A 26,656-nucleotide genomic window follows, 5' to 3' on the forward strand; every position below is an offset into this window, starting at 1 on the left:
TCGGATCGAGAGACGCGAACGGCCAGCCAGCAAAATGCTAGCGAATGATAATCCCGCAAATGATGCAGAGGGCCGTGGTCATGGGACAAAGCTTATGGCGCTGAACCTCGAGGCGGTCAAGGGGAGCGCAAGGTCGAAACGCGCGCAATGTCTTCGACACGGGAAATATTCTTCTCGCAGGCACATCGTCCCGCAGTGACCATGGCAGTGTCGCCAGAGCCGGCTCAAGCTCGGGCTTGCGGCTGCAAGACGATCTTCGATCTGCCCCGGATCAGCCCGAGCACCAGCGCGCAACCGAGCATGATCACCACCCCGCCGGCGACCTGCAGCAGGCTCAGCGGCTCGTCCAGCACCAGGGCGCCGACGAGAACCGCCACCACCGTGACGGCAAATTCCACGCTGATGGCGCGGGTCGCACCGATGCTGGAGACCAGGCCGAAATAGAGAACATAGGTCAGCGCGCTCATCAGGCCGGCCAGCGCAAACAAAGCGAGGTAATCGATGGCGAGCGGTGTGCCGGGCACGGGCACGATGATCAGCAGCGGCAGGGTCATCACCCCGCCGGAGAGGAAGGCGCCGATGGTGACCTCCCATGCGCCGGTGCCGGCGAGGAAACGGTTCGCATAATTGCTGCCGAAGGCTGCGGAAAAGGTCGAAACCAGCATGGCGGCGCAGCCATAGAGGAATTGCGCCGTCACCGGCACGGCCGGGAAACCGACCAGCATGACAAGCCCGATCGTGCCAAGCACGAGGCCGAGAATGCGGGTGGGGGTGATCGCTTCCATGCCCCAGAGCCTGGAGATCACCATGGAGAAGAGGGGGATCGAGGCCACGAAGATCGCCGCCATCGCCGTGCCGATGCGCGGCGTGGCGAAGGAGAGGCCGATCAATTGTCCCGCCACCGTGGTCGCGCCCACGACGGCAAGCGGCGCCAGGCGGGCCGGGAAGGCGAGCCTGCGGCGGGTGATGCGCGCCAGGACCAGGAGGATCGCCGCTGCGATGAAGCACCGGAAGGTGACGGCGCCGGCCCAGCCGAACGCCTGCACCACCGTCAGGAGCAGCAGGAAGGACAGACCCCAGGCAAGGGCGAGGAACAGGTAGGAGAACAGGTCGCGCGGGCGCATGGCGAGGTTTCGAAGAGGCCTGTCAGGCGGGACGCTGCCCCGCCTCGGGCGGTTGACGACGCTATTCGGGCAGGCGGTAATCGACGAACCTGTCCTGCCGGACGAGGTATAGGCGGCCGCTCTCCGTCATCTCGGGGGCACAGAGCGGCACGAGCTTTTCGGCAACCTCGGACGGATGGGGCAGCGTCGCCGGATCCTCCCCCGGCATGGCCTGGGCGCGCATGGCGGTGCGTGTCGCGCCGGGATTGACGTTGATGACCTTCAGTTTCGTCTGTCTGGTTTCGGCAGCCCAGGTCCGGCCAAGCATTTCCACGGCCGCCTTGGAGGCCGCATAGGCGCCCCAGAAAGGCCGGGCATCGGTCGCCACGCCGGATGACAGTAGCAGCGCACGGCCGGCATCGGATTTGAGCAGCAAAGGTTCCACCGAGCGGATCAACCGCCAGGTCGCTGTCACATTGGTGAGCATGACCTTGTCGAAGACCTTCGCCTCGATATGGCCGACCGGCGAAATGACGCCGAGAATGCCGGCATTGGCGACCAGAATGTCGAGCTTTCCCCAGCGCTCGAAGATCGAGGCGCCGAGCTTGTCGATCGCCGCCATATCGGTGAGGTCGAAGGGAACGAGGGTGGCGCTGCCGCCCTCAGCCTTGATGGCATCGTCGAGTTCTTCAAGCCCACCGACGCTGCGGGCGCAGGCGACGACATGCGCTCCGGCCCTGGCAAGCGACAAGGCGGTGAAATAGCCGATGCCCCGCGAGGCGCCCGTAACCAGCGCGAGCCGGCCCTTCAGATCAACAGTCATACCATGTCCCGTTCACGACGTCCGGCGCCGGCAAGCCTGCCGGCCTGCCGCAATCTGCGCCGTCCCCTCTCACCCGTTGCTGGCGAGTACCGAGAGCTTCCGTCCCATCGCTTCACCATCCTTGTCAAGCAGGCGCGTGGGATAGTCTCCGGTAAAGTAGTGATCGGTGAACTGCGGGCGGGCAGGATTGCGGTCTTCCCCGCCGACGGCGCGGTAGAGGCCGTCAATCGACAGGAAGGCGAGCGAATCGGCGCCGATATAGCGGCACATGGCCTCTGCACCGTCATACTGGTTGGCGAGCAGCTTGTCGGCATCCGGCGTGTCGATGCCGTAGAAGTCGGGATAGAAGATCATCGGGCTGGCCACCCGCAAATGCACTTCCCGCGCGCCGGCATCGCGGATCATCTGCACGATCTTCAGCGAAGTGGTGCCGCGCACGATCGAATCATCGACGAGGATCACGCGCTTGCCTTCGATCATCGCCCGGTTGGCGGAATGCTTGAGCTTGACGCCGAAGGCGCGGATCTGCTGGGTCGGCTCGATGAAGGTGCGTCCGACATAATGGTTGCGGATGATCCCGTATTCGAAGGGAATGCCGCTCTCCTGCGCATAACCGAGTGCGGCCGGCGTGCCGCCATCCGGCACCGGCACCACGACATCGCCTTCGATGGGCGATTCCTTGGCCAGGTTGATGCCCATATTCTTGCGCGCCACATAGACGCTGCGGCCGCCGACAACACTATCGGGCCGGGCGAAATAGACATATTCGAAGAGGCAGAGCCGCTCCGGCTGCACGTTCGGCGCCTTGCGCTCCTCGATCGAGATCGAACCGTCCGGCTGGATCTCGCAGATGATGACTTCGCCGTTTTCGACATCGCGAATGAACTTGGCGCCGATGATGTCGAGCGCGCAGGTTTCCGAGCAGAAGATCGGCTTGCCGTCCAGTTCGCCCATGACGAGCGGGCGGATACCGGTGGGATCGCGCGCTGCAATCAGCTTGGTGCGGGTGATGCCGAGCATGGAATAGCCGCCTTCCATCTGGCGGATCGCATCGATGAACCGGTCGGTGGTCGATGTGTAGCGCGAGCGGGCGATCAGGTGCAGCACGACTTCGGTATCGGAGGTGGACTGACAGATGGCGCCGCCGGCGATGAGTTGCCGCCGCAGCGTCAGGCCATTGGTGAAATTGCCGTTATGCGCCACCGCAATGCCGCCGACTTCCAGCTCAGCAAACAGCGGCTGCACGTTGCGCAGCGCTACTTCGCCTGTGGTGGAATAGCGGGTGTGGCCGATGGCCATGTTGCCGGGCAGCTTCGCCAGCGTCGCCGGATTGGTATAATGGTCGCCCACCAGGCCCATATGCTTTTCGGTATGGAATTGCCGGCCGTCGAAAGAGACGATCCCGGCCGCCTCCTGTCCGCGATGCTGGAGCGCATGCAGTCCAAGCGCCGTCAGCGTGGCGGCATCGGGATGTCCCAAAATGCCGAACACGCCGCACTCTTCATGCAGCGTGTCGCCATCAAGATCCTCTGAAGCGAAAGACTTGGAAAAATGTGGGGAAACCAGCTGATCCATCTACGCAGGTCCTCGAGCTCTATCAGGAAACGTAAAGAGGCCGGAGGGGAAGCGTCCCAAGTCCGGCCTGCTCTTTCGGGCGTCTATAGCATGATTGCCGCCGCTTGGCTGCATCTAGAATAGCAACAAAGCGTCAATTGTTTGTCACACCCGGCGCCGGCGCGTCATCGGAGGGTGCCGTCTCGGTTGTTGCGGGCGGTGCTGTGCCATCCGGCTTGCCCAGAATGCGGGCCCGGATCTGCGGCTCGATATCGGTTGGCAGCACGGCCTCCAGCCGGCCGACCAGCGTATCGAGAAAGGGCTTCGACTTGGCGTTGGTGACCCAGTCCGGCTGCTGGCGGACATCCACCAGCCAGTTCCAGAAGGCAACGGCCACCACCAGAAGCAGGACGCCGCGGGCGGCACCGAAGACGAAGCCGAGCGTCCGGTCCAGCGGACCGATGCTGCTGTCGATGATGAAATCGGCGATGCGCGTGGTGATGAAGGTGATGATGATCAGGGCGATCAGGAAAATCACGCCCGCCGAGCCGGCAATCGCGATGCGGTGGTCGGTGGTGTATCGCTCCGCATAGGGCAGGAGGATCGGGTAGAGATAATAGGCAGCGGCGATCGACCCGACCCAGCTTGCGATCGACAGCACTTCACGGGAGAAGCCGCGAACCATGGCGAGCACCGCCGAAAAGAGGGTGACGCCGAGGACGATGCCGTCGAAGATCGTGATGGGCATGGATGAGCGAACTCCAAGATGGCCGGCCGGAACCGGGGGACCTGTGGTGGATCGGCGATTGTCACGTTGATCGTGAACCGCCCTTCGGGGCACCTTCTACATCAGGGAAACGGCGGGGGAAAGATCAATCCTCCTCCGGCGCTTTCCCGAGCTTCCTGGCCGATCCGGCAATGTCGACAACCAGATCCGGCAGGCCTTCGATCTCGCTCCAGCCCTTGCGGCCGCCTTTGGGAATTTCAGCGGAGGAGGCCGGAAGCATGGCAGAGGAAAAGCCGAGCTTTTCGGCCTCTTTGAGGCGCTGGGCCGTCTGCGAGACGGGGCGGACCGCGCCGGACAGGCTGACTTCGCCGAAATAGACCCGTTCGGCGGGCAGGGCCACGCCGGCCAGCGAGGAGACGAGCGCCGCGGCAACGGCAACATCGGCCGCCGGTTCGGAGATCCGGTAGCCGCCGGCTATATTCAGGTAGACGTCATGCTGGCCGAGCTTCACGCCGCAATGCGCCTCCAGAACCGCGAGAATCATTGACAGGCGGGCGGAATCCCAGCCCACCACCGCGCGGCGCGGCGTGCCGAGCGAGGTTGGGGCAACCAGTGCCTGGACTTCCACCAGAACCGGCCGCGTGCCTTCCATGCCGGCAAAGACGGCCGCGCCCGGCGCCTTGGCATTGCGCTCCCCGAGGAAGAGCTCCGAGGGGTTCAGGACCTCTCTCAAGCCCTTGTCGGACATTTCGAAGACGCCGATCTCGTCGGTCGGGCCGAAGCGGTTCTTCACGGTGCGCAGGATCCGGTAGTGATGGCCGCGATCGCCCTCGAAATACAGAACCGCATCCACCATGTGCTCCACCACGCGCGGCCCCGCGATCTGGCCTTCCTTGGTGACATGGCCGACCAGCACCATGGCGGCGCCGGTCTGCTTGGCGAAGCGAATCATGGCCTGCACGCCGGTACGCACCTGCGTGACGGTGCCGGGCGCCGAATCGACCACGTCGCTCCAGAGCGTCTGGATGGAATCGATGATGACGAGATCGGGCCGCTTGCCCTCCGCGACGGTGGCCAGAATATCCTCGACATTGGTTTCCGCCGCCAGCAGCACATCGGTGGATGCCGCCCCCAGCCGCTGCGCCCGCAGCCGCACCTGGGCCACCGCTTCCTCGCCCGACACGTAGATGATCCTGTGGCCGCGCCGCGACAAGGCCGCCGCCGCCTGCATCAGAAGCGTCGACTTGCCGATGCCGGGATCGCCGCCGACCAGCACCGCCGAGCCGCGCACGAAGCCGCCGCCGGTCACCCGGTCGAGCTCGCTGATGCCGGTCTGAACGCGCGGTGCCTCCTCGGTCTCGCCGGACAGCGTGGTCAGCGCCACCGGCCGGCCCTTCTTCGGCGTCTTGCCGGGGCCGCCGCCGATCCCGCCCATCGGGTCTTCCTCGACGATCGTATTCCATTCGCCGCAGCCGTCGCATTTTCCGGCCCAGCGATTATGCACCGTGCCGCAGTTCTGGCACACGAATTGGGTCTTGGGCTTTGCCATCGGTCAATCAGTCTTCTTGTTGTTCTTCGTCAAAGTGATCGGCCGAGAGATCCTGGTGGCCGTGCAGCACGCGCAGGATCGTGATCGCCTGCGGCGATACTTTGAAAAACAGGATGCGCGAGCGATAGGCGATGCTGCGGACATCTGCCGCCAGATCGCTGCGATCACGTCCTGTGAGGCCGCTCTCGGCAAGCATTCGCGCCTTGGACTCCAGGCCGAGGATCAATCGATCAGCAGCCTGTTCGTTCAATTCTGCGAGATAGTGATAGGCCTCGACAAGGTCCGACCGCGCCGACTGGGTCCAGACGAGGCGCCGGCGTCTAATGGCCATTCCCTTTCGCCATTCGACGCCTGCCGGTTTCCTCTTTCGCCGCCTGCAGGCGAATATCACTCAGGAGATCGTCCGCCAACACATATTCGTGCACACGGCCGGCGTCCGCATCATTGATGCCTTGTTGCAGGCGGCGGCGCAGCTCTGCTGCCTCCCTGTCCTGCAGATCCAGCAAATGCAGGCCCGCCCGCACGACCTCCTCGGCGCTTTGATAGGCACCTGTCCGCAGCTTGGTATCGATGAAGGCCTGTTCTTCTTCTGTCAGATGGATCTCGGGCATTTCGATCTCCTTTTGTTCTCTTGTAGCGCATTCAGATTGGCCTGAACAGAGGGGGCGGCGCGGAACGGAGGGTCAGCTTCGAAAAGAACGGGACAAGACAGTATCAGACATCATCTTCGCCAAGCCAGCGCCGTTCGTAGCGCAGGCCGAGCGCGGTCAGAAGCTCGTAGCCGATGGTACCGGCGGCGGCTGCGACATCGTCCAGCGCCAGATTGTCGCCGAACAGCTCGATGTAATCGCCGGCGCGCACCGCGCCCGCCGGAAGGTCGGTGACATCGAAGATCGTCAGATCCATAGTGATCCGTCCCGTCACCGGCACTGGCCGGCCGGCAATGAAGCCGCAGGCGCCGGCCGGGATCTGGGAACGCAGCGGCACGCCGGCACCGGAGAGGTTGCGCAGATAGCCATCGGCGTAGCCGACAGCGGCAATGGCCAGGCGGCTGTCGCGCGTCAGGCGGTGGCTGCCGCCATAGCTGACCGTCTCGCCCGCCTTTGCCTCGCGAAGCTGCACGATACGCGCCTGCGCCGTGGCCACCGGCCGCATCGGATTGTCCATGCCCGTAACGGCCTTCCCGCCGTAGAGCGCTATGCCCGGACGGGTCAGGTCGAAATGATACTGCGGGCCAAGGAAAATGCCGGCCGAGGCGGACAGGCTGGCCTCGATCCCCTCATAGGCAGCGCTCACCGTCCTGAAGAGATCGAGCTGCCGGCGATTGCCGTCGGACTCATGGGTGTCGCCGCTGTGCAGGTGCGAGAGGACGAGGACGGGATCGAAACTCGTGGGACGCGACACATCCTCGGCAAGCGCCAGCGCCTCATCGACCGACAGGCCAAGCCGGTTGAAGCCGGTATCCACCTGCAGCGCGCACGGATAGGGACCGCGTTCGGAGAGAACCGACATCCAGAAGGCCAATTGTTCCTCGGATGCCAGAACCGGCACAAGATCATTGTCGAAGAAGGTGCGCTCCTGGCCGGGCCAGATCCCGGAAAGGACGAAGATCCTGGCCTCGGGCGCATAGGCCCGCAGCGTCTCGCCCTCGCTTGCGGCGGCGACGAAGAAATCGCGCGCGCCGGCCCGATAAAGCGTCTCGCCGCAATCCTCGATCCCCAGGCCATAGGCATCGGCCTTGACGACGGCCGCGGTCCGGGCGCGGCCGGAGCGCCTTGCAAGGTCGCGCCAGTTATCGGCCAGTGCAGCAAGATTGACCGTCAGGCGCAGTGCGGTGGCATCGAAGGGATCGAGGTCGGGCATGTCAGTCATTACGGTGTCCATTCCAAGCGATTGGAAGGGACACTATCACTTTTGTTCAAGACGGGTGCGACGATCGGGATTATTCTGCCGTCATGCACAATGTTTCGCAGCAGCAGGCGGCGCAGGCCATGCCGGTGACAAAGACGGAAACCACCCGCTTCTGGCGGGATAGCCGTTTCCGCAATATGGAATGTCTGACGGCCTCCTTCATCACCCACGAATTCGCACCGCATTCGCACGACACGTTTTCGATCGGCGCCATCGAGAATGGCTGTCAGGTGGCGAAGATCCGCGGTGAAAGGGAGCATACGGGTCCAGGCGCCCTCTATCTGATCAATCCCGGCGAGGTGCATGATGGCCAGCCCGGCGCACCGGACGGCTATCGCTACCGGATGATCTATCCGGACATGGCGGTGCTGACCGAGATCATCGAGGACATGACGGGCCGCGCCTTTCACGGCATGCCGAGCTTCACCCGCCAGCTTCTGACCGACCAGGGGCTTGCCGCAGCCTTCAACCGGGCGCATCAGGCAATCGAGGAGGGGACCGCGCTGGAAGGGGAGGAGGCCATGTATGGCGTGCTCGCCACCATGTTTGCCTGCCATGGCAGCGAGATCATCCGTGCGCCCGATTACCGGGAGCCCATCGCCATGCGACGGGTGAAGGACTATATCGCCAGCCATTTCGACGCCGAGATCGGCCTGGAAGCGCTGGCGAAGGTGGCGGGCCTCAGCCGGGCGCATATGATCCGCGCCTTCCGCAAGCACTATTTCATCACGCCGCATGCCTACCAGACGGATCTGCGCATCCGCCACGCCCGCCGTCTGCTGCGCCAAGGTGCCACACCCTCGGATGTCGCCGCCGCCTGCGGTTTTGCCGATCAGGCGCATCTGACGCGCCATTTCAAGGCGCGCACGGGTCTGACGCCCGCCGTCTTTCGCGCTGGCTGATCACTTTCCTTCAAGACCGGAAGGGGCGTTGCAGGCTACAGCCTGCGGCAACAGGAGGCCTCCATGACTTCGATTATGCCCCGGCGCGAGTTCCTTGAGGGAATGCGCACCATTCTACCGCTCGTCCTTGCCGCCTTGCCGATCGGCTTCGTCTTCGGCACGGTCGCCACCGGCAATGGCCTGTCGCCGCTGGAAACCGTGCTGATGAGCGCGCTGGTCTTTGCCGGCGGCTCGCAATTCGTCGCCATGGACCTCTGGACGCATCCCGCCTCGTGGAGCGCGCTCGGCCTTGCGGCGCTTTTGGTCAACCTGCGGCATGTTCTGATGGGCGCCTCGCTGGAGCGTAGCCTCGGCCTGTTCCGGCTCTGGCAGAAAGTGCCGACGCTGCTGGTGATGGCGGATGAGAACTGGGCACTGGCAGAGGCGCGTGCGCGGCAAAGGCCGCTGACGCCCGCCTTCTATCTCGGCCTCGCGCTGCCCTTCTATTGCGGCTGGGTGCTGGCAAGCCTTGGCGGCGCGCTCTTCGGTGCGCTGCTCGGCGACGTGGCCGTCTATGGCCTGGACTTCGCTTTCCCGGCCGTCTTCATCGTGCTTCTGATGGGCTTCTGGAAAGGACGGGAGACCGGCCTCATTCTCGTCGCCAGCGCGATTGCCTCCGTCACGGTGCACAGCCTGCTTCCCGGCGCCTGGTATATTGCCGCCGGCGCGCTTGCCGGCCTCGCCGTCGCCCTTGCGGCTCCGGTCGGCGGAAAGATCCGCGCATGACGATCGATCCGGCAAGTCTTGCCGCCATCCTCGCCATGATGGCGGCGACCGTCTTCACCCGCCTCATCGGCGCGATGCTCGTCAACCGTTTCACGCTGACGCCGCGCATGGAAAAGGCGCTGACGGCAGTGCCGCCGGCCGTGCTGATGGCCGTTGTCACGCCCACGGCCATCGCCACCGGCATCGCCGAAACGCTCGCCTGCGCCGTGACCGCTCTTGCCGCCCTGCGTCTGCCGCTGCTGCCGGCGGCAGGCCTTGGCGTGCTCGCGGTGGCGCTTTTGCGCGCTGCTGGGCTGTAAGCATCAAAAAACGCCCCGCTTTGTTCGAGCGGGGCGCTGTCCGAGGCTCAGTGCTCCTCGTACTGGGTGAAGCTCGGATCGGCCAGATCGGCAAAACGGGTGAATTCCGACTGGAAGGCGAGCTTGACGGTGCCGGTCGGTCCGTGACGCTGTTTGGCGATGATCACGTCGGCCGTGCCTTTCACCTTGTCCATCTGCGCTTCCCACTCCGCATATTTCGGATCATTGGGATCGCGCGGCTCCATGTTCTTCACATAATATTCCTCGCGGAAGACGAAGAGGACGACGTCGGCATCCTGCTCGATCGAGCCGGATTCACGAAGGTCGGAGAGCTGCGGACGCTTGTCCTCGCGGCTCTCGACCTGACGCGAGAGCTGCGAGAGCGCGATGATTGGAACATTGAGTTCCTTGCCCAGCGCCTTGAGGCCGGTGGTGATCTGGGTCACTTCCTGCACGCGGTTTTCGCCGGACTTGCCGGAGCCGGTCATCAGCTGGATATAGTCCACCACCAGTACATCGAGGCCGCGCTGACGCTTCAGGCGGCGCGCCCGCGCCGAAAGCTGGGCAATCGAGATACCACCGGTCTGGTCGATATAGAGCGGCACCTTCTGCATCATCTGGCTGCAGGCCACGAGCTTCTCGAAATCGGATTCGGTGATATCACCGCGGCGGATCTTCGAGGATGAGACTTCCGTCTGCTCGGAAATGATACGGGTGGCCAGCTGCTCGGACGACATTTCGAGCGAGTAGAAGCCGACGACTCCGCCATTCCTGGCCTTGAAGGATCCATCCGGCAGGACTTCGTGCTCATAGGCGGCGGCAATATTATAGGCGATATTGGTGGCAAGCGAGGTCTTGCCCATGCCGGGTCGCCCTGCCAGAACGATCAAGTCGGACCGCTGCAGGCCGCCCATCTTCGCGTCCAGCGACATGATGCCGGTGGAAATGCCCGACAGATGGCCGTCGCGCTCGAAAGCCGCGCCCGCCATGTCGATCGCCTGCGCCACGGCGTCGGCGAAGGACTGGAAGCCGCCGTCGTAACGGCCCGTCTCGGCCAGTTCAAACAGACGCCGTTCGGTATCCTCGATCTGGGTCTGCGGCGGCATGTCGAGCGGCGCGTCATAGGCAATATTGACCATGTCTTCGCCGATGGTGATCAGCGCACGGCGCAGCGCCAGGTCATAGATGGCGCGGCCATAATCCTCCGCATTGATGATGGTGACGGCGTCGCCGGCAAGACGCCCGAGATATTGCGGAATCGTCAGTTCTCCGACCTTGGTCTCGGCCGGCAGGAAATTCTTGATGGTCACCGGATTGGCGATCTTGCCCATGCGGATGATGTCGCCTGCCACCTCGAAGATCTTGCGGTGCAGAGGCTCGTGGAAATGCGAGGGCTTCAGAAAGTCCGAGACGCGGTAATAGGCATCATTGTTGACGAGGATGGCGCCAAGAAGGGCCTGCTCCGCCTCGATATTGTTCGGGGCTTCGCGATAATGCGGCTCTGCCGGCAGGGCATTGCCCAGCTTGCGCGCTGCTTCGTTCATTGTCCTGATCCCATCATTCTCGTCATTGTCGCCACACGCCTCATCCGCGCCCCGTGCCTTGAGGGCACTCTAGAGCGCCGCTCTTCGCAACACACGCCCCAAAGCGTCAACCCACACCTCTTCACAGGCTGACCTTGCAGAAAACAAAAATTCCGTCTCTCGCCGCAGATTCTCGTTGACTGTGGTCACCACGCGAATCGCGTCCGGCGGTCCTGTAGCATAACGCACTCCGTCAGCAGATGGCAGGCGTCGCCCCACAGGTCGCGCCTGAAGGACGGCGACGTCATGATCCGCGGCCGCCGGATCACGGTCTCGACAGCCTGGCTGCGAGTCATGCGCGGCATGCATGGCTAAAATTCCAGATATGCGCTTGATCGTCGACGGACCCCGCCATAAATAGGGATCAAACAATTAGCAACCTAATAATATGTCTGGGTGATCAATGTCCCGCCCCTTGCTCGACGAGCGCCTGTTCGATGAAATGTCCGCCTTCAACAGGAAGCTGCGGGCGCTGTTCGACATGAAAAGCCGGCGAAGCGGGCTGACCCTGGCGCGTGCCCGCACGCTGTTTGCCCTGACCCGGCGGGGAAGCCTGTCGCAAAAGGACCTGGCACAGGAGCTCGATATCGAGACCCCGACGCTCGTGCGCCTTCTCGATGCGATGGAAAAGCAGAACCTGATCGAAAGGCGGGCAGGGGATCTCGACCGGCGGGTGAAGGAGATCCATGTCACGCCGGAGGGCAAGGAGGCCGGCCGGCACATCCAGGCGCTGGCGGGCGATCTGCGCCGACAGATCACCGAAGGAATCACGCCGGAGGATCTGCAGGTCGCTTTGCGCGTTCTCTTGGCTCTCAACCGCAATCTTTCCGATGCGAGCGCGCAGGAGCAAGACCAATGACGGCGTCGATGGAGAACAGGCAGGACAGCGCCGCCGCCGCTACGGAGCCGGCAGAGGCGGCAAGGGATTCGTCGCAGCCATTGCCTGCGGCACCGACGCCGCAGGATGGCGCGCCTCTTCCTCGCCTGCCCCAAGATTTGCCGAAACAGCCGGTTCCGCTGGAAGAGCGGCCGGCCTGGTTGACGCTCGCCTATATCCTGTCCGGCCTGCTGATGTTTCTGACGCAGGGTCTCGGCATGAACATCGTGTCGGCCAATATCTACCAGTTGCAGGGTACCTTCTCCGCAACGCTCGCGGAAGTCGCGGCCCTGTCGGCGGCCTATGTCGCGCCCTATGCCAGCCTCTCGCTGGCCCTGTTCAAGATCCGTGTCCAATACGGGCTAAGGCCCTTTGCAGAACTCAGCATCGCCGCTTTCGTGGCGGCCGCCTGCCTCAACCTCTTCGTCACCGATTATCACTCGGCGCTCGTCATCCGCTTCGTCAGCGGCATGGCGGCAGCCCCGCTCTCCTCGCTCGGCTTCCTCTACATTCTGGAGGCCTTTTCGCCGCAGAAGAAGCTGACGATCGGCCTCAGCATCGCCTTGACGGGCACGCTGCTGGCCAGTCCCGTCGCCCGCATCATCTCGCCGGGCCTGCTGGATCTGGACGGCTATCAGGCGCTGTACACGATGGAACTGGGCCTGGCCCTCTGCGCCCTGCCGATCATCTATCTCCTGCCATTGACCGCGCCGCCAAAGGCGAAGGTCATCGAACGCATGGACGTCTTCACCTACCTGCTTCTGGCGGTCGGCCTTGGCGCCTTCGCCGTCTTCTTCACCCTCGGCCGCTTCTACTGGTGGTTCGAAGCGCCATGGCTCGGCCTTCTGCTGGCCACGTCCATCGTCTTCCTGACGCTGTTTGCCGTGATCGAACTGCATCGGAAAAACCCGCTGCTCGATCTTCGCTGGATCTTTACCTGGCCCAATCTGCATCTGGCGGGCGTTCTGATCGTCTTTCGCGCCGTCACATCGGAGCAATCCAGCACCATGGTCGGCTTCCTGCAGCAACTCGGCATGCAGAACGACCAGATGAGCCAGCTCTTCGTCTTCATCCTTCTGGCCTCGATCGCCGGCGGCGCCGTCTGCGCCGTGATGATGGCAAGGCAATGGTCGGGCGCAGCCCATGTGATCGCGCTCTCCCTCATTGCCATCGGCGCGCTGATGGACAGCCAGTCGAACAATCTCACCCGGCCCGAAGCCTTCTATGTGAGCCAGTCGATGATCGCCTTCGGCGCCGCCATGTTCCTGCCGCCGGTCATGGGACGAGGCTTTGCCGCGGCGATCCAGAAGGGCGTGCCCTATCTGGTCAATTTCATCGCAATCTTCCTTTTCACCCAGATCAGCGGATCGGTGATCGCCACGGGCCTGCTCGGCTCCTTCGTCACCATCCGCGAAAAATTCCATTCGAGCATCCTCACCGAAAGCATCAGCCTGACCGATCCCGATGTGGCTGCGCGCGTCGCCCAGCTCTCGGGGGCCTATGCCAGGACGCTGACGGACCAGGGGCTTCTGCATGCCGAAGGCCTGGCGCTCCTTGGCCAGCAGGTCGCGCGCGAGGCCTATGTGCTTGCCTATAACGATACGTTTCTGCTGCTCGGGCTCGCCACGCTTGCCGCGTTGGCCGGCCTTCTCATCCATCTCTCCTTCGACTGGCTGAAGGCCCGCTTCGAGCGCCGGAATGCCGATCGCGGCGAGCTGCACATCAACCCCCAGGGCTAATTGGTATAGTTCCATGTTCAGACGCTTCTTCTCTCCCGCAACCCTGATCGTGCTGCTGGTCGGCGTGGTCGGCCTCGGCCTCGTGCTCTATGCCTGGCGGCTGCCGCCCTTTGCCAGCACCATCGAAATGACCGACAATGCCTATATCCGCGGCTACGTCACCACCTTGAGTCCGCAGGTCAGCGGCTATGTCGTCGAGGTTCCGATCAAGGATTACCAGACGGTCAAGGCCGGCGAGGTCCTGGTGCGGATCGACGATCGCACCTATCGCCAGAAACTGGCGCAGGCGCAGGCAACGCTCGACAGCCAGAAGGCGGCGCTGGCCAATTCGCACCAGCAGGAAATCTCGGCCAAGGCCAATATCGCCTCCAGCCAGGCGGCCGTGTCGGCAGCCGAGGCGGCCCGGACCCAGGCGCAGCTCGCCAATGAGAGGCAGATGAACCTGTCGCGAAGCGGGGTCGGCACGACCAGCGGCCAGGAGCAGTCCCAGGCGGATCTGGAGAAGGCTCAGGCCGCGCTCCGGCAGGCGGAGGCGGCGCTGGAGGTGTCGCGCCAGGAGGCCCAGACGATCGTCGTCAACCGCGCATCGCTGGAGGCTGCGGTTTCCAGTGCCGAGGCCGCCGTGGAACTGGCGCAGATCGATCTGGCCAACACGGTCGTCCATGCACCGCGCGACGGGCGTCTCGGCGAAGTCGGCGTCCGGCTCGGCCAGTATGTCACCTCCGGAACCCAGCTGATGGCGGTGGTGCCGCAGGATGTCTGGGTGATCGCCAATTTCAAGGAAACCCAGCTCCAGGGCATGCGGGTCGGCCAACCGGTCGAGATCAGCGTGGATGCGCTCGATCATCGCGAACTGCGTGGCCAGATCGAGCGCTTCTCGCCGGCCACGGCATCGGAATTCGCGGTCATCCGCTCGGACAATGCCTCCGGCAATTTCGTCAAGATCGCCCAGAGGGTCGGCGTCCGCATCCGGCTCGATCCCGGCCAGCCGGCGCTCGAAGAGCTGCAGCCCGGCCTCTCGGTGGTCGTGAGGGTGGATACGGCCGCCAAGCCGGAGCTGGGCTGAGGCGGCGCGACAGCGGGCTTGCGCAAAGCCGCGCATCGGCAGATTGCGATCCGGCATCGCGCAGGCAATCGGGCTACATTTGAGAAAAAAGACCCCGGATCCGCAGGCGGATCCGGGGTCTGATCATGCCTATTGGCAGGATCTGGATCAGGCGTCGTCGCCGTCTTCGTCTTCATCCGGGTTGAAGAAGTCTTCCGGACGCAGGGCGTCTTCGTCCACGCCGTAGATGGCGTCGACGGAGTTGAGGTTTTCACCCTTGGCCTGACGCTCGGCTTCTTCGGCCGAACGGGCGACGTTGAGGTCGATTTCGATCTCGACTTCAGCATGCAGATGCAGCGTCACCTTGTGCAGGCCGATTGCCTTGATCGGGTTGTTGAGGTCGATCTGGTTGCGGCCGATGTTGAAGCCTTCCGCAGACAGAGCCTCGAGGATGTCACGGGCAGCGACAGAGCCGTAGAGCTGGCCGGTTTCGCCGGCAGCGCGAACGATGATGAAGGACTTGCCTTCGAGGGCTTCGGCAACCTTCTGGGCTTCCGACTTGCGCTCGAGGTTGCGGGCTTCCAGCGTGGCGCGCTCGGCTTCGAAACGGGTCTTGTTGGCGGCGTTGGCGCGCAGTGCCTTGCCCTGCGGCAGCAGGAAGTTGCGCGCATAACCGTCGCGAACCTTCACGGTTTCGCCCATCTGGCCAAGCTTGGAGATGCGTTCGAGGAGAATGACGTCCATTGTAGTGTCCTTTCTGATCAGGTCTTAAGATTCGTCGGTGTCTTGTTTGCGCGCCGGCGTCAGGGCGATCGTCCGGCGGGTATCGGTGAGGCCGAGCACGACAACTGCGAGCAGCGGCAGAAACAGCAGGCTGGAAAGATAAGCGAGGACGAGGGCGGGCAGCCGCCAGTCCTTGCCTTTCAGGTTGAAGTGGAGCGCGGCGAAGCCCGCCATCAGGAAGCCGGCGCCGAAGGTGCCGCAGACGGTCGCGCCGATCATGGCCGGAACGCCGCCCACGAATGTCAACAGAATGCCGCCGAGAAAGATGAAGATCGCATTGCGGTTCATGCGCAGCGCCGAGGGCATGTCTTCGCGCGGGCGAAGCGCGCGGCCGCTGCGGGACACGATCCTCACCGCCAGGTAGAAGGCGGTGAACAGCAGCATGACCCACAGGCCGCCCTGGATCATCGGCAGCATCAGCACGATCAGCGCCTTGGTCTGGGCAAGCGAAGCGGCATCCGGAACGAGCGAAGGATCCTGCCGGTTGAAGCTCTCGGCCATGGCATCGACCAGCGCATTGGTCAGTTCGGGGCCGTAGCCGATGACGACGCCGAGGATGATGACCGCGATCGTCACCAGGCCGCACAGATGCAGGAGAATATCGGAGATCGGATACCAGGCCACCAGGTCCGCCGGTCCGCCGAGCTCGGCGGCGGGGCGGGCGAGATTGGCCAGGTGGGAGAGCCAGCCGGCCGGAATCAGCGTGAAAATGGCCATGGCAAGCGCGAACATCGGCGAGCCGAGCACCACGCCGAGTACGGCTGCGGTGGTGATGGCGACGATTGCGGTGCGATTGCCCCAGCCAAGGCCGGCAACGAGCACGGGAAGCGCCGAAGACGCATAGAGAACGAAGGCGAAAGACGGCTGCGCATTCGCGCCCAGCACGAGCAGGGCGGCGGCAATACCGGCAAGAATGCCGGTGGTCAGCACTGTCTGGTTCAATCCGTACACGTCTCGCTGTCCTGCCGGTTCAAGCAGTTAGGGGAGGGCCCTGATGGATTAGATCAGCGGGTCTGTCCCCAACATGGGTTTTAGAGAGGTTCCGATCCGCGCCCATCGCGGAAGGGCCATCCTTGTAAGTAAGGAGATGCCGCCGGACGAAATCCGGCGGCAGGATCATGATCAGGATACGACGTAGGGCAGCAGGCCGAGGAAGCGGGCGCGCTTGATGGCCTGGGCCAGCTCGCGCTGCTTCTTCTGGGAAACGGCCGTGATGCGCGACGGAACGATCTTGCCGCGCTCGGAAATGTAACGCTGCAGGAGGCGAACGTCCTTGTAGTCGATCCGCGGTGCATTGGCGCCCGAGAAGGGGCAGGTCTTGCGGCGGCGATGGAAGGGACGGCGTGCCGGAGCAGAGGATGCGTCAGCCATGGTAATTCTCCTTAAGCTCTCGAATTACGCACGATCTTCGCGCGGACGACGCTCGAAGCCGCCTTCACGCGGGCCACGATCTTCACGCGGGCCACGATCCGGACGCGGGCCGCGGTCGCCGAAGGAACGCTCCGGACGGTCGCCATCGCGGCGCGGACGGTCGTCGCGGTCGCGCTTCTGCATCATGGCAGACGGGCCTTCTTCGTGCTTGTCGACGGCAATCGTCATGTAGCGAAGAACGTCTTCGTTGATGCGCATCTGGCGCTCGACTTCGTGCACGGCGGCAGCCGGTGCATCGATGTCCATCAGCGCATAATGAGCCTTGCGGTTCTTCTTGATGCGGTAGGTGAGGGACTTGAGGCCCCAGTTTTCTACGCGCCCGACCTTGCCGCCATGAGCTTCGATGACACCCTTGTACTGTTCGACGAGGGCATCAACCTGCTGAGCGGACATATCCTGCCGGGCAAGGAATACATGTTCATAAAGAGCCATAGTAGCTTGCCTTTCTTGCGGTTGTCTTGGCCCGGTAATCGGCGGCTAAGCCTCAACGACTGGTCTTGGGAGGAGCCTGAAGCTCCGGCAAGAAAAGCGTGACGATCGAGACGGTCGAGAGCGGAGACACGGGAGGCCGGAACGCTTGCGGTTCCTGCGGTTCCAGTAACGGAACCGGCCCTCCGTTCAGCCACCAGCCAGATGACCGGGCGGTTCGAACAGGGGCGCTTATACGCGCATTTTCCCCAAAAGCAAGCGCGGGGGGCGATTTAGAGCAAATCAACAAGGGAATTTGGTCGCGGGGGGGGGGCGCGAGGGGCGCACAGGGTCGCAAGGGGTCGCAAGCAGGGGGTGCTGACGGCAAGCGCGCCGGGCCTCGCCGTCAGGGCGCCGATTGCTCGATCATCAGCATGGTCTGCCCGTCCTTGACGGCGAACCGGTAGGAAAGGGGATCTTTGCCGGCCAAGGTCACTGAAATACGGTCGGTGCTTCCCTGGATACTGGCGGTCAAACTGTTGCCGCTGACGGTTACCAGAAGATCGCTTGCCGCAAGCGATCCGAGCGCCAGCGAAAGCGGTCCATTGCTGGTCACCGCGTCCTGCCCGCCGCCCCGGCCGAAGCCGTATTCCACCACCGCATCCCGCCCGGTTGCCTGGATATCGACAGTATCGTCGCCTTCGCCGCCGGTGGCGAAAATCCGGTTGCCCTGCAGCACCAGCCGGTCATTGCCTTCGCCGCCATCCAGGCCGCGAATGGTCTGCGCGGCGACTTTCAGGCTATCGTCTCCCGCACCGCCGAGAATGTCGAGCGCCAGGGCAGCCTTGATCCTGAGGTCGTCCCGGCCGTCGCCGCCATCGATCGAGGCGATGAAGCGGCCGGCCGCGTCGATCGTGTCGTCGCCGGCGCCGCCCGCCAGGCCCGAAATCGTGGCGCTCGACAGGGTGAGGACATCGTTGCCGGCGCCGGTATCGAGACCGAATATGCCGCGCGCCGAAACCGTCAGCCTATCCTCGCCTTCCGTGCCCTGGCCGCTCGTGACATAGCCGAGCTGCTCGTTCATCCGCGCCTGACCGCTCTCTTCGCCACCGCCGAGTGTCAGGATCTCGATGATGCGCGACAGCGCGCGCTGGCCTGCCGTCTGGCTTTCGGCCTGACCCGCCGCCCCGGCTTCAAAGCCGCCAAAGCCGCCAAAGCCGCCAACTCTGTCAGATGAGGATTGCGCTCTTGAAGCGCCGGCCGGGCTCGACGAAGCGTTGAGCGGCGAAAACAACGTGTCGACATAACGCGATGCATTGGGATTGGCGAAGAAGCTGTTGGTTATGCTCAAGTTCGTCGCCTCTTGAATTGGCGCAGGCCTGTGATCCGGCGTCGACATGGCACCGGATCACCATTCTATGCTCGCGGACCCCAAGAAAGCCTTAAGGCCTGCCATGCCCGGCTGGCCAGCGGAACCTGCGGGAAAGGTTAGCGATCGGCAAATCGCTGGTGGCGCAGTCCCTGCGGCCGCAAACCCGCGCGTCAGATCGGCATCGGATATTGCCGGTGGATCTGGCTGATCCCCTGCATCACCTCGTCGCTCAGCGTCACATCGGCCGCGCCGATGTTTCGCGTCAGCTGGTCCATCGAGGTGGCGCCGATGATGACGGACGCCATGAACGGCCGGGTCAGGCAGAATGCCAGCGCCATTTGCGAGGGATCGAGGCCATGGGCGCGCGCCAGCTCCAGATAGGCCCGCGTCGCCGGCTCCTGATAGGAGACGAGGCGGCCGCCAATGTCGCGATTGATGGAGCCGCGCGAGCCTTCCGGCCTTTGCCCGTCGAGATATTTGCCCGACAGAATGCCGCCGGCCAGCGGCGAATAGGCAAGCAGGCCGACATCTTCGTGATGCGACAGCTCCGCCATGTCGAGATCATGATGCCGGTAGAGCAGGTTATATTCGTTCTGCACGGTTGCCACGCGCGGCAGGCCGAGCCGCTCGGCAATGGTCAGGAAGGTCTGCGTGCCCCAGCTCGTCTCGTTGGAGAGACCGATCGCGCGGATCTTGCCTGCCTTCACGCATTCGCCGAGCACCTCCAGCTTTTCGGTGATCTCGGCAAGAGTACGGGCCTTGTCATGGGTCGAGGGATCGTAGTTCCAGGCGCCGCGGAAATGGAAATGGCTGCGGTTCGGCCAGTGGATCTGGTAAAGGTCGATATAATCGGTCTTCAGTCGCGACAGGCTGGCGTCGACGGCAAGCCGGATCGTCTCGGCATTGATCGGCGCGCCGTTGCGGATATAGGGCCGGCCGGCGCCCGCGACTTTGGTGGCCAGGACGACGTTGTCGCGCTTGCCCCTTGCGACAAGCCAGTTGCCGATCATCTTCTCGGTGTCGGTATAGGTCTCGGGCGAGACCGGCGTCGTGGGGTAGAGTTCGGCCGTATCGAAGAAGTTGACCCCGGCTTCCAACGCATGATCCATCTGCGCGAAGGCTTCGTCCTGCGTGTTCTGCGAGCCCCAGGTCATCGTGCCCAGGCAGATTTCGGAGACACGGATATCCGTCCGGCCAAGCGTCTTGTATTTCATGAATGTGTCCTGTCTTTCGCCTTGAGCGGCAGGTGATGGAATGGCGAGGCGAATGTAGGGGGCTTTTGCTGCAACGCAAGCAAAACCGCCCGTCCACCCTTGGTGCCGGCCGCGCGATCGAAGATGACGTTGACGAACAGGCAACCTTTCGCGGCCAAAACACTTTGTGTCCTTTCGAGGTCAAAATCATGTCTTTTGAATTGCATGGAGTGTTGAGATGGAAGAGCGGAACACAGCGGGCGGCAGGCTGAACGAACCAGCCGATGCCGCTCTGCCGCCGGTCGGTGCGGCGCGGTGGAAGCTGATCGGACCCGGCATCGTGGCGGCAGCGACCGGTGTCGGCGCCGGCGATCTGGTGGCGACGCTCATAGCGGGGTCGAAATTCGGCTATGCGCTGCTATGGGCTGCGGTCATCGGCTGCATCGTCAAGATCGCGCTCGCCGAAGGGTCCGCCCGCTATCATCTGGCAACCGGCTCGACCATGCTGGACGGCTGGCGCTCTCTGGGGCGCTGGACGACGTGGTATTTCGGCGCCTATATCCTGATCTGGGGCTTTGTCTACGGCGCGACGGCAATGAGCGCGACGGCCCTGCCGCTGGCGGCGCTCTTTCCGATCCTGCCCCTTTGGGCCTGGGCGATGACGGCCGGCATCGTGTGCGCGCTGTTCGTGGCCATGAACCGTTACGAAATGTTTGAAACGGTCATGAAACTCTTCATCGGCACCATGTTCGTGATCGTCGTGGGCGTGGCCATTCTCGTCGGTCCCAATGTCGGTGAGGCGATCACCGGCCTGATCCCGTCCATTCCGGAAGGCTCCGCCATCTACACGCTCGGCCTGATCGGCGGCGTCGGCGGCACCATCACCATGGCCTCCTATGGCTATTGGGTGAATGCCAAGGGCTGGCGCACGCCGGCCTGGATGGGCGTCATGCGGCTCGACAATCGGGTGGCCTATGTCATGACCGGCATCTTCGTCGTCGCCATGCTGATCATCGGCGCCGAGCTGCTCTATACCGCGCAGATCACCCTTTCGAGCGGCGATCGCGGCCTTCTCGACCTCGACGAGGTCTTGCGCGAGCGCTTCGGCGGCGTCGTCTCGACGCTCTTCCTCGTCGGCTTCTTTGCCACCTCGGTGTCCTCCATCCTCGGCGTCTGGCACGGTGTCTCGCTGCTGTTCGCCGATTTCGTCCGCAACCACATCCAGGGCGAAACGGGTTCGCGCGAGGGGCTGGAACGTACGCCGGCCTTCCGCTTCTTCCTGTTCTGGCTGACGATCCCGCCGATGGTGCTGCTATATTTTGGCCGCCCCTTCCTGCTCGTGGTGATCTACGGCGCGCTGGGCGCCTTCTTCATGCCCTTTTTGGCGCTGACCCTGATCTGGCTCTTGAATTCATCACGCGTTCCGGCGCAATGGCGCAGCGGCTGGGTGTCGAACGGCCTGCTCGGCATTGCCGCCCTGCTGTTCATTGTTCTGTGCATCAACGAGGTGATCGGCCTCCTGACCTGACGGCCAGGCACCTGCGGCCTTGACTTGGCGCGAGAGAATGTGAATGGAAAGGCGAAAAAGGGAAGGACTTATCCCATGAGCATTGCATTCACGTTCCCCGGCCAGGGCAGTCAGGCCGTCGGTATGGGCAAGGATCTCGCCGAGGCCTTCCCGCAGGCCCGTGCGGTTTTCGAGGAAGTCGACGAAGCGCTTGGCCAGAAACTGTCCGACATCATGTGGAATGGGCCGGAGGATCAGCTGACGCTGACGGCCAATGCCCAGCCGGCGCTGATGGCGGTCTCGATGGCTGTCATGCGCGTCCTGGAAGCCGGCGGTCTGAAGCTCGCCGACAAGGTCGCCTATGTTGCCGGTCATTCGCTGGGCGAATATTCGGCACTCTGCGCGGCAGAAACCTTCACCATTGCCGATACGGCAAGGCTCCTGCGGATCCGCGGCGATGCCATGCAATCGGCCGTGGCGGTCGGCGAGGGCGCCATGGCGGCCATTATCGGCCTGGAACAGGTGGATGTCGATGCCGTCTGCACCGAGGCCCGGGACGCCGGTGTCTGCCAGATCGCCAATGACAATGGCGGCGGCCAGCTGGTCATTTCCGGCTCCAGGGCCGCAGTCGAGAAGGCGGCGGCGCTGGCGACGGAAAAGGGTGCCAAGCGGGCCATCATGCTGCCGGTCTCGGCCCCCTTTCATTCGGCTCTGATGGCGCCTGCCGGCAATGCCATGCAGCATGCGCTGGCGCAGGTGGCCAAGCGCGATCCCGTCGTTCCCGTCATTGCCAATGTCCGCGCCGCACCGGTGCGCGATGCCGATGAGATCGCGCAATTGCTCGTCACCCAGGTGACCGGCCAGGTGCGCTGGCGCGAGACGGTCGAATGGTTTGCGGCCAATGATGTGACGACGCTTTACGAAATCGGCGCCGGCAAGGTCCTGACCGGCCTTGCCCGCCGCATCGACAAGACCGTGACGGGCATTGCCGTCAACACGCCGGCGGATATTGATGCCGCGCTGAAAACACTTCTCGGCTGAGAACGAAGGAAAAGATCATGTTTGACTTGACCGGCCGCAAGGCCTTGGTAACCGGCGCAACGGGCGGTATCGGCGAAGAGATTGCCCGCATGCTGCATCGCCAGGGCGCGACCGTCGGCCTGCACGGCACGCGCGCCGAAAAGCTGGAGGCGCTGGCGGCGGAACTCGGCGAGCGTGTGCATGTCTTCCCGGCCAATCTCGGCGACCGCGAGCAGGTCAAGGCGCTGGGTGAAAAGGCCGAGGCGGAGCTCGGCGGTGTCGATATCCTGGTCAACAATGCCGGTATCACCCGCGACGGCCTCTTCGTGCGCATGAGCGACGATGATTGGGACAGTGTCATCGAGGTCAATCTGACCGCGACCTTCCGGCTGACGCGCGAACTGACGCATCCGATGATGCGCCGCCGGTTCGGCCGCATCATCAACATCACCTCGGTGGTCGGCGTGACCGGTAATCCCGGCCAGGCCAATTACTGCGCCTCCAAGGCGGGCATGATCGGTTTTTCGAAATCGCTCGCCCAGGAGATCGCCACCCGCAACGTGACCGTCAACTGCATCGCGCCCGGATTCATCGAAAGCGCGATGACCGACAAGCTGAACGACAAGCAGAAGGACGCCATCCTCGGCGCCATTCCGATGAAGCGCATGGGGGCCGGCGCCGATATTGCCAGCGCCGTCGTCTACCTCGCTTCGGCAGAGGCCGGCTATGTCACGGGCCAGACCCTGCACGTCAATGGCGGCATGGCCATGATCTGAGGGGCTCGCCCCCTCGACATCCGCCGTCACATTTGCCTGTTGGCGGCGGATTAGTGAGTGATTTTGTGGCTTTGCGGCGCGGTGAAACCGTGTTAAGCGGGCCATGACTGTGTACAGTCACCCCGATGGCTGGCCTTCCGCCTGCCCATTTTGGCAGCGACCATGTCGGCAGCTTCCCTCGGGTGATCGAATTTGCCCTCTATGCCGGCCGAAGGGGCGGAAAAAGGGTTCCAACAGCGTTCGGATGGCTTAATCTCCATCCGGTCAAGATAAAGGTCGAGGAAACCGACATGAGCGATATCGCAGAGCGCGTTAAGAAAATTGTCATTGATCATCTCGGCGTCGATGCCGACAAAGTCGTCGAAAGCGCCAGCTTCATCGATGACCTCGGCGCCGACTCGCTCGACACCGTCGAACTCGTCATGGCCTTCGAAGAGGAATTCGGCGTTGAAATTCCCGACGACGCTGCCGATTCGATCCTGACGGTCGGCGACGCCGTGAAATTCATCGAAAAGGCCCAGGCCTGATTTCGATCCATTCTGGACGGACCACCCCATGGGGCAGGTCCATCGACGGCCCGGCATGTTCGGGCCGTTTCAGTAAGATCAGATCGCATTTGAGATCGCATTAAGACAATGGGGGGTGGGACGCTGGCATGAGGCGTGTCGTTATCACCGGTACCGGAATGGTATCTCCTCTCGGCTGCGGAACGGAGATCACCTGGTCCAGGCTTCTCGCGGGCGAAAACGCAGCGCGACGGGTCACTGACTTCGAAGTCGAAGATCTCCCGGCCAAGATTGCCTGCCGCATTCCGTTCGGCGACGGTTCCGACGGGACCTTCAATGCCGATGACTGGATGGAGCCGAAGGAGCAGCGCAAGGTCGATCCCTTCATCGTCTATGGCATGGCCGCTGCCGATATGGCGCTTGCCGATGCCGGCTGGCATCCGCAGAGCGACGAGGACCAGTGCGCCACCGGCGTGCTGATCGGCTCGGGCATCGGTGGCCTCGAAGGGATCGTCGATGCGGGCTATACCCTGCGCGACAAGGGTCCGCGGCGCATCTCCCCCTTCTTCATTCCCGGCCGCCTGATCAATCTCGTTTCCGGCCATGTCTCGATCCGCCACAAGCTGCGCGGTCCCAATCATTCCGTCGTCACCGCCTGTTCGACCGGCGCGCATGCCATCGGCGATGCCAGCCGGCTGATCGCGCTGGGCGATGCCGACGTGATGGTCGCCGGCGGTGCGGAATCGCCGATCTGCCGCATCTCGCTCGCCGGTTTTGCCGCATGCAAGGCCCTGTCGACGCAGAGGAACGACGAGCCGCAAAAGGCGTCCCGTCCCTACGACCGCGACCGCGACGGCTTCGTCATGGGCGAGGGTGCGGGCATCGTGGTGCTGGAAGAGCTGGAGCATGCCAAGGCGCGCGGTGCCAAGATCTATGCGGAAGTGGTGGGCTATGGCCTGTCCGGCGACGCCTTTCACATCACGGCTCCTTCCGAAGATGGCGACGGCGCCTATCGCTGCATGAGTGCCGCCCTCAAACGCGCCGGCCTGACGGCTGCCGATGTCGATTACATCAATGCCCATGGTACATCGACCATGGCCGATACGATCGAACTCGGTGCCGTCGAACGCCTGGTCGGCGATGCCGCCTCGAAGATCTCGATGTCGTCCACCAAATCCGCCATCGGCCATCTTCTGGGTGCGGCCGGTGCCGTGGAAGCCATCTTTGCCACGCTCGCCATTCGTGACAATATCGCGCCGCCGACGCTCAACCTCGACAATCCGGATGTCGAGACGAAGATTGATCTTGTGCCGCATGTGGCGCGCAAGCGCGACATCAATGTTGCCTTGTCCAATTCCTTCGGTTTCGGCGGAACGAATGCATCGCTGGTGCTGCGTCGCTACCAGGGCTGAAGTCGCAAGCCAAAGCAGCCGGCCAGGTGCCGGCTGGCCGCCTGCCGGTCCCTGTTTTCGCCGCATTGCGCAGTAAGACAGGGGCGTGCCTGACGATCAGAAGGAGTGCCGGTGACTGACACGAACAGCAGCAGCGACAAGGGAGCGGGCCGCGACGTCAATGGCGGCGGGCCCTTCATACCCAAATCGCCCAACGAGGCTCTCAAACCGGAAAAGGTTCCGGAGCCGCCGCGCCGGTCCAAGAAGGCGCGCAGCCAGCTCGTCATATTCCTGAACTTCGTGATGACGATGATGGTCTTTGCCTGCGTGGCCGCTGTCGCTGGCTTCTATTATGTCATGCAGGAATATCAGTCGAAGGGACCGCTTGAGGTCAATACGCATTTCGTCGTGCCGAGCGGCGCGGGGCTGGCGCAGATCGCCCAGAGCCTGGAGCGCAACGGCATTGTGTCGGATGCACGCATCTTCCGCTACATCACGGGCAGCTATCTGGATGACGGCGAAACGCTGAAGGCCGGCGAATACGAAATCAAGGCCGGTGCCTCGATGAAGGAGATCGCCACGATTCTCGAATCGGGCAAATCCATCCTCTATTCGGTCTCCATGCCGGAGGGTCTGACGGTCCAGCAGATGATGACCCGGCTGTCCGACGATCCGGTTCTCGAAGGCGACCTGCCGAACGAACTTCCGCCGGAGGGCAGCCTGCGTCCGGATACCTACAAGTTTTCGCGCGGCACCAAGCGCGTCGAGATCCTCAGCCAGATGCGGGTGGCCCAGGAGAGGCTGATCGACCAGATCTGGGAGCGGCGCGATCCCGACCTGCCGGTCAAGACCAAGCAGGAATTCGTGACGCTTGCTTCCATCGTCGAGAAGGAGACCGGCAAGGACGACGAACGCGCCCATGTCGCCTCCGTCTTCATCAACCGTCTCAACAAGGGCATGCGGCTGCAATCGGACCCGACCATCATCTACGGAATCTTCGGCGGGCAGGGCAAGCCGTCCGACCGGCCGATCTACCAGTCGGATCTGGAAAAGCAGACGCCTTACAACACCTATCAGGTGAAGGGCCTGCCGCCGACCCCGATCGCCAATCCAGGCCGGGCCGCGCTTGAAGCCGTGGCCAATCCCTGGCGCACCAACGACCTCTATTTCGTGGCGGACGGCACCGGCGGACACGTCTTCGCCGCGACGCTGGACGAGCATAATGCCAATGTACGCCGCTGGCGCAAGCTGGAGGCCGAGCGGGCGAAGCAGGATGGCACCACAGCGGAGATCGTCGACGACGGGCTTCCGGGCGGCAATGAGGCGGAGAAGCCGCCCAAGGGAAATTGAGGTTTCAGCTTGGCCGCCTTTCGGGCGGCCTTTCTTCATGTA

General features: G+C 63.5%; 27 protein-coding genes. 12 read left to right on the forward strand and 15 right to left on the reverse strand.

All coding sequences use genetic code 11. From position 1 onward, the window contains the following. Positions 1-224: 224 nt before the first annotated feature. From QTJ18_RS09995 to alr, 8 genes are all read right to left on the reverse strand, one after another. Positions 225-1,124 carry a DMT family transporter gene (locus QTJ18_RS09995; RefSeq protein ID WP_252751565.1) on the reverse strand — a complete coding sequence of 300 codons (900 nt, stop codon included), beginning with the start codon at positions 1,122-1,124 and terminating at the stop codon, positions 225-227. A gap of 61 nt (positions 1,125-1,185) precedes the next feature. Then, positions 1,186-1,926, reverse strand: coding sequence for an SDR family NAD(P)-dependent oxidoreductase (locus QTJ18_RS10000; protein WP_252751564.1), 741 nt, complete (start codon positions 1,924-1,926; stop codon positions 1,186-1,188). 69 nt (positions 1,927-1,995) lie between these two features. Then, positions 1,996-3,501, reverse strand: coding sequence for an amidophosphoribosyltransferase (gene purF, locus QTJ18_RS10005; RefSeq protein WP_252751563.1), 1,506 nt, complete (start codon positions 3,499-3,501; stop codon positions 1,996-1,998). A 133-nt stretch (positions 3,502-3,634) separates the two neighbouring features. Then, positions 3,635-4,228 (reverse strand): CvpA family protein, encoded by a 594-nt coding sequence (locus QTJ18_RS10010; protein ID WP_252751562.1) that lies wholly within the window; start codon positions 4,226-4,228, stop codon positions 3,635-3,637. Positions 4,229-4,352: 124 nt separating this feature from the next. After that, positions 4,353-5,756: a DNA repair protein RadA gene (radA, locus tag QTJ18_RS10015; protein ID WP_252751561.1), complete on the reverse strand. Its 1,404-nt coding sequence runs from the start codon at positions 5,754-5,756 to the stop codon at positions 4,353-4,355. Between the two features lie 7 nt (positions 5,757-5,763). Then, positions 5,764-6,087, reverse strand: a complete 324-nt coding sequence (locus QTJ18_RS10020; RefSeq protein ID WP_252751560.1) for a type II toxin-antitoxin system RelE/ParE family toxin — start codon at positions 6,085-6,087, stop codon at positions 5,764-5,766. After that, the gene (locus QTJ18_RS10025) at positions 6,077-6,367 is read right to left on the reverse strand and encodes a type II toxin-antitoxin system ParD family antitoxin (RefSeq protein ID WP_252751559.1); all 291 of its coding nucleotides are present in this window, start codon (positions 6,365-6,367) and stop codon (positions 6,077-6,079) included. Before QTJ18_RS10025 ends, QTJ18_RS10020 begins: the two co-directional genes overlap by 11 nt. A 103-nt stretch (positions 6,368-6,470) precedes the next feature. After that, entirely contained in the window at positions 6,471-7,628 is a 1,158-nt protein-coding gene (gene alr / locus QTJ18_RS10030; protein WP_252751558.1) for an alanine racemase, read from the reverse strand. An 83-nt stretch (positions 7,629-7,711) separates the two neighbouring features. Between alr and QTJ18_RS10035 the strand changes: the two genes are divergently transcribed. The 3 genes from QTJ18_RS10035 to QTJ18_RS10045 all read left to right on the forward strand — a co-directional run bounded on the left by QTJ18_RS10035 (position 7,712) and on the right by QTJ18_RS10045 (position 9,633). Beyond that, complete coding sequence (locus QTJ18_RS10035) at positions 7,712-8,569, forward strand: AraC family transcriptional regulator (RefSeq protein ID WP_252751557.1); 858 nt, start codon at positions 7,712-7,714, stop codon at positions 8,567-8,569. A 63-nt stretch (positions 8,570-8,632) separates the two neighbouring features. Beyond that, on the forward strand, positions 8,633-9,334 hold the full coding sequence (locus QTJ18_RS10040; RefSeq protein ID WP_252751556.1) for an AzlC family ABC transporter permease: 702 nt from the start codon (positions 8,633-8,635) through the stop codon (positions 9,332-9,334). After that, positions 9,331-9,633: an AzlD family protein gene (locus QTJ18_RS10045; protein ID WP_252751555.1), complete on the forward strand. Its 303-nt coding sequence runs from the start codon at positions 9,331-9,333 to the stop codon at positions 9,631-9,633. The genes QTJ18_RS10040 and QTJ18_RS10045 overlap by 4 nt, the downstream gene beginning before the upstream one ends. Positions 9,634-9,680: 47 nt before the next feature. Here QTJ18_RS10045 and QTJ18_RS10050 read toward each other — a convergent pair whose 3' ends face one another. Beyond that, a complete protein-coding gene (locus QTJ18_RS10050; protein ID WP_252751554.1) occupies positions 9,681-11,177 on the reverse strand; it encodes a replicative DNA helicase in 1,497 nt (498 codons plus the stop codon). 442 nt (positions 11,178-11,619) lie between these two features. Here QTJ18_RS10050 and QTJ18_RS10055 point away from each other — a divergent pair, with 442 nt between their 5' ends. From QTJ18_RS10055 to QTJ18_RS10065, 3 genes are read left to right on the forward strand one after another with little or no spacing between them, the layout of a single operon-like run. Beyond that, positions 11,620-12,075: a MarR family winged helix-turn-helix transcriptional regulator gene (locus tag QTJ18_RS10055; RefSeq protein ID WP_252751553.1), complete on the forward strand. Its 456-nt coding sequence runs from the start codon at positions 11,620-11,622 to the stop codon at positions 12,073-12,075. After that, positions 12,072-13,832 (forward strand): MFS transporter, encoded by a 1,761-nt coding sequence (locus tag QTJ18_RS10060; protein ID WP_252751552.1) that lies wholly within the window; start codon positions 12,072-12,074, stop codon positions 13,830-13,832. Before QTJ18_RS10055 ends, QTJ18_RS10060 begins: the two co-directional genes overlap by 4 nt. Before the next feature lie 13 nt (positions 13,833-13,845). Next, on the forward strand, positions 13,846-14,898 hold the full coding sequence (locus QTJ18_RS10065; RefSeq protein WP_252751551.1) for an HlyD family secretion protein: 1,053 nt from the start codon (positions 13,846-13,848) through the stop codon (positions 14,896-14,898). A 147-nt stretch (positions 14,899-15,045) separates the two neighbouring features. Here the strand turns inward: QTJ18_RS10065 and rplI are convergent, their stop codons facing one another. The 6 genes from rplI to QTJ18_RS10095 form a co-directional block, all read right to left on the reverse strand. Beyond that, positions 15,046-15,621 carry a 50S ribosomal protein L9 gene (gene rplI, locus QTJ18_RS10070; protein WP_252751550.1) on the reverse strand — a complete coding sequence of 192 codons (576 nt, stop codon included), beginning with the start codon at positions 15,619-15,621 and terminating at the stop codon, positions 15,046-15,048. A gap of 24 nt (positions 15,622-15,645) precedes the next feature. Beyond that, positions 15,646-16,611 carry a DUF2232 domain-containing protein gene (locus QTJ18_RS10075; protein ID WP_252751549.1) on the reverse strand — a complete coding sequence of 322 codons (966 nt, stop codon included), beginning with the start codon at positions 16,609-16,611 and terminating at the stop codon, positions 15,646-15,648. Between the two features lie 171 nt (positions 16,612-16,782). Further along, complete coding sequence (rpsR, locus tag QTJ18_RS10080; RefSeq protein WP_062552730.1) at positions 16,783-17,031, reverse strand: 30S ribosomal protein S18; 249 nt, start codon at positions 17,029-17,031, stop codon at positions 16,783-16,785. Between the two features lie 24 nt (positions 17,032-17,055). Further along, complete coding sequence (gene rpsF / locus QTJ18_RS10085) at positions 17,056-17,523, reverse strand: 30S ribosomal protein S6 (RefSeq protein WP_252751548.1); 468 nt, start codon at positions 17,521-17,523, stop codon at positions 17,056-17,058. Between the two features lie 382 nt (positions 17,524-17,905). Next, positions 17,906-18,850 (reverse strand): RTX toxin, encoded by a 945-nt coding sequence (locus QTJ18_RS10090; protein ID WP_252751547.1) that lies wholly within the window; start codon positions 18,848-18,850, stop codon positions 17,906-17,908. A gap of 191 nt (positions 18,851-19,041) precedes the next feature. Further along, positions 19,042-20,085, reverse strand: coding sequence for an aldo/keto reductase (locus QTJ18_RS10095; RefSeq protein WP_252751546.1), 1,044 nt, complete (start codon positions 20,083-20,085; stop codon positions 19,042-19,044). A 217-nt stretch (positions 20,086-20,302) separates the two neighbouring features. Here QTJ18_RS10095 and QTJ18_RS10100 point away from each other — a divergent pair, with 217 nt between their 5' ends. The 6 genes from QTJ18_RS10100 (at position 20,303) to mltG (ending at position 26,614) form a co-directional block, all read left to right on the forward strand. Further along, on the forward strand, positions 20,303-21,592 hold the full coding sequence (locus QTJ18_RS10100) for an Nramp family divalent metal transporter (RefSeq protein ID WP_252751545.1): 1,290 nt from the start codon (positions 20,303-20,305) through the stop codon (positions 21,590-21,592). Positions 21,593-21,667: 75 nt separating this feature from the next. Continuing rightward, entirely contained in the window at positions 21,668-22,612 is a 945-nt protein-coding gene (gene fabD, locus QTJ18_RS10105) for an ACP S-malonyltransferase (protein ID WP_252751544.1), read from the forward strand. Positions 22,613-22,629: 17 nt separating this feature from the next. After that, entirely contained in the window at positions 22,630-23,367 is a 738-nt protein-coding gene (gene fabG, locus QTJ18_RS10110; protein ID WP_252751543.1) for a 3-oxoacyl-[acyl-carrier-protein] reductase, read from the forward strand. 290 nt (positions 23,368-23,657) lie between these two features. Next, a complete protein-coding gene (locus tag QTJ18_RS10115) occupies positions 23,658-23,894 on the forward strand; it encodes an acyl carrier protein (RefSeq protein ID WP_003547058.1) in 237 nt (78 codons plus the stop codon). Between the two features lie 128 nt (positions 23,895-24,022). Then, complete coding sequence (fabF, locus tag QTJ18_RS10120; RefSeq protein WP_252751542.1) at positions 24,023-25,285, forward strand: beta-ketoacyl-ACP synthase II; 1,263 nt, start codon at positions 24,023-24,025, stop codon at positions 25,283-25,285. Between the two features lie 111 nt (positions 25,286-25,396). Beyond that, the gene (gene mltG, locus QTJ18_RS10125; protein ID WP_252751541.1) at positions 25,397-26,614 is read left to right on the forward strand and encodes an endolytic transglycosylase MltG; all 1,218 of its coding nucleotides are present in this window, start codon (positions 25,397-25,399) and stop codon (positions 26,612-26,614) included. The last annotated feature ends 42 nt before the right edge of the window (positions 26,615-26,656 follow it).

Source organism: Rhizobium sp. SSA_523, from assembly GCF_030435705.1.
Lineage (GTDB): Bacteria > Pseudomonadota > Alphaproteobacteria > Rhizobiales > Rhizobiaceae > Neorhizobium.

Coding starts and splice junctions, on each gene's coding strand:
- QTJ18_RS09995 (WP_252751565.1), bottom strand. CDS start 1,124: ATGCGCCCGCGCGACCTGTTCTCCTACCTGTTCCTCGCCCTTGCCTGG.
- QTJ18_RS10000 (WP_252751564.1), bottom strand. CDS start 1,926: ATGACTGTTGATCTGAAGGGCCGGCTCGCGCTGGTTACGGGCGCCTCG.
- purF (WP_252751563.1), bottom strand. CDS start 3,501: ATGGATCAGCTGGTTTCCCCACATTTTTCCAAGTCTTTCGCTTCAGAG.
- QTJ18_RS10010 (WP_252751562.1), bottom strand. CDS start 4,228: ATGCCCATCACGATCTTCGACGGCATCGTCCTCGGCGTCACCCTCTTT.
- radA (WP_252751561.1), bottom strand. CDS start 5,756: ATGGCAAAGCCCAAGACCCAATTCGTGTGCCAGAACTGCGGCACGGTG.
- QTJ18_RS10020 (WP_252751560.1), bottom strand. CDS start 6,087: ATGGCCATTAGACGCCGGCGCCTCGTCTGGACCCAGTCGGCGCGGTCG.
- QTJ18_RS10025 (WP_252751559.1), bottom strand. CDS start 6,367: ATGCCCGAGATCCATCTGACAGAAGAAGAACAGGCCTTCATCGATACC.
- alr (WP_252751558.1), bottom strand. CDS start 7,628: ATGACTGACATGCCCGACCTCGATCCCTTCGATGCCACCGCACTGCGC.
- QTJ18_RS10035 (WP_252751557.1), top strand. CDS start 7,712: ATGCACAATGTTTCGCAGCAGCAGGCGGCGCAGGCCATGCCGGTGACA.
- QTJ18_RS10040 (WP_252751556.1), top strand. CDS start 8,633: ATGACTTCGATTATGCCCCGGCGCGAGTTCCTTGAGGGAATGCGCACC.
- QTJ18_RS10045 (WP_252751555.1), top strand. CDS start 9,331: ATGACGATCGATCCGGCAAGTCTTGCCGCCATCCTCGCCATGATGGCG.
- QTJ18_RS10050 (WP_252751554.1), bottom strand. CDS start 11,177: ATGAACGAAGCAGCGCGCAAGCTGGGCAATGCCCTGCCGGCAGAGCCG.
- QTJ18_RS10055 (WP_252751553.1), top strand. CDS start 11,620: ATGTCCCGCCCCTTGCTCGACGAGCGCCTGTTCGATGAAATGTCCGCC.
- QTJ18_RS10060 (WP_252751552.1), top strand. CDS start 12,072: ATGACGGCGTCGATGGAGAACAGGCAGGACAGCGCCGCCGCCGCTACG.
- QTJ18_RS10065 (WP_252751551.1), top strand. CDS start 13,846: ATGTTCAGACGCTTCTTCTCTCCCGCAACCCTGATCGTGCTGCTGGTC.
- rplI (WP_252751550.1), bottom strand. CDS start 15,621: ATGGACGTCATTCTCCTCGAACGCATCTCCAAGCTTGGCCAGATGGGC.
- rpsR (WP_062552730.1), bottom strand. CDS start 17,031: ATGGCTGACGCATCCTCTGCTCCGGCACGCCGTCCCTTCCATCGCCGC.
- rpsF (WP_252751548.1), bottom strand. CDS start 17,523: ATGGCTCTTTATGAACATGTATTCCTTGCCCGGCAGGATATGTCCGCT.
- QTJ18_RS10095 (WP_252751546.1), bottom strand. CDS start 20,085: ATGAAATACAAGACGCTTGGCCGGACGGATATCCGTGTCTCCGAAATC.
- QTJ18_RS10100 (WP_252751545.1), top strand. CDS start 20,303: ATGGAAGAGCGGAACACAGCGGGCGGCAGGCTGAACGAACCAGCCGAT.
- fabD (WP_252751544.1), top strand. CDS start 21,668: ATGAGCATTGCATTCACGTTCCCCGGCCAGGGCAGTCAGGCCGTCGGT.
- fabG (WP_252751543.1), top strand. CDS start 22,630: ATGTTTGACTTGACCGGCCGCAAGGCCTTGGTAACCGGCGCAACGGGC.
- QTJ18_RS10115 (WP_003547058.1), top strand. CDS start 23,658: ATGAGCGATATCGCAGAGCGCGTTAAGAAAATTGTCATTGATCATCTC.
- fabF (WP_252751542.1), top strand. CDS start 24,023: ATGAGGCGTGTCGTTATCACCGGTACCGGAATGGTATCTCCTCTCGGC.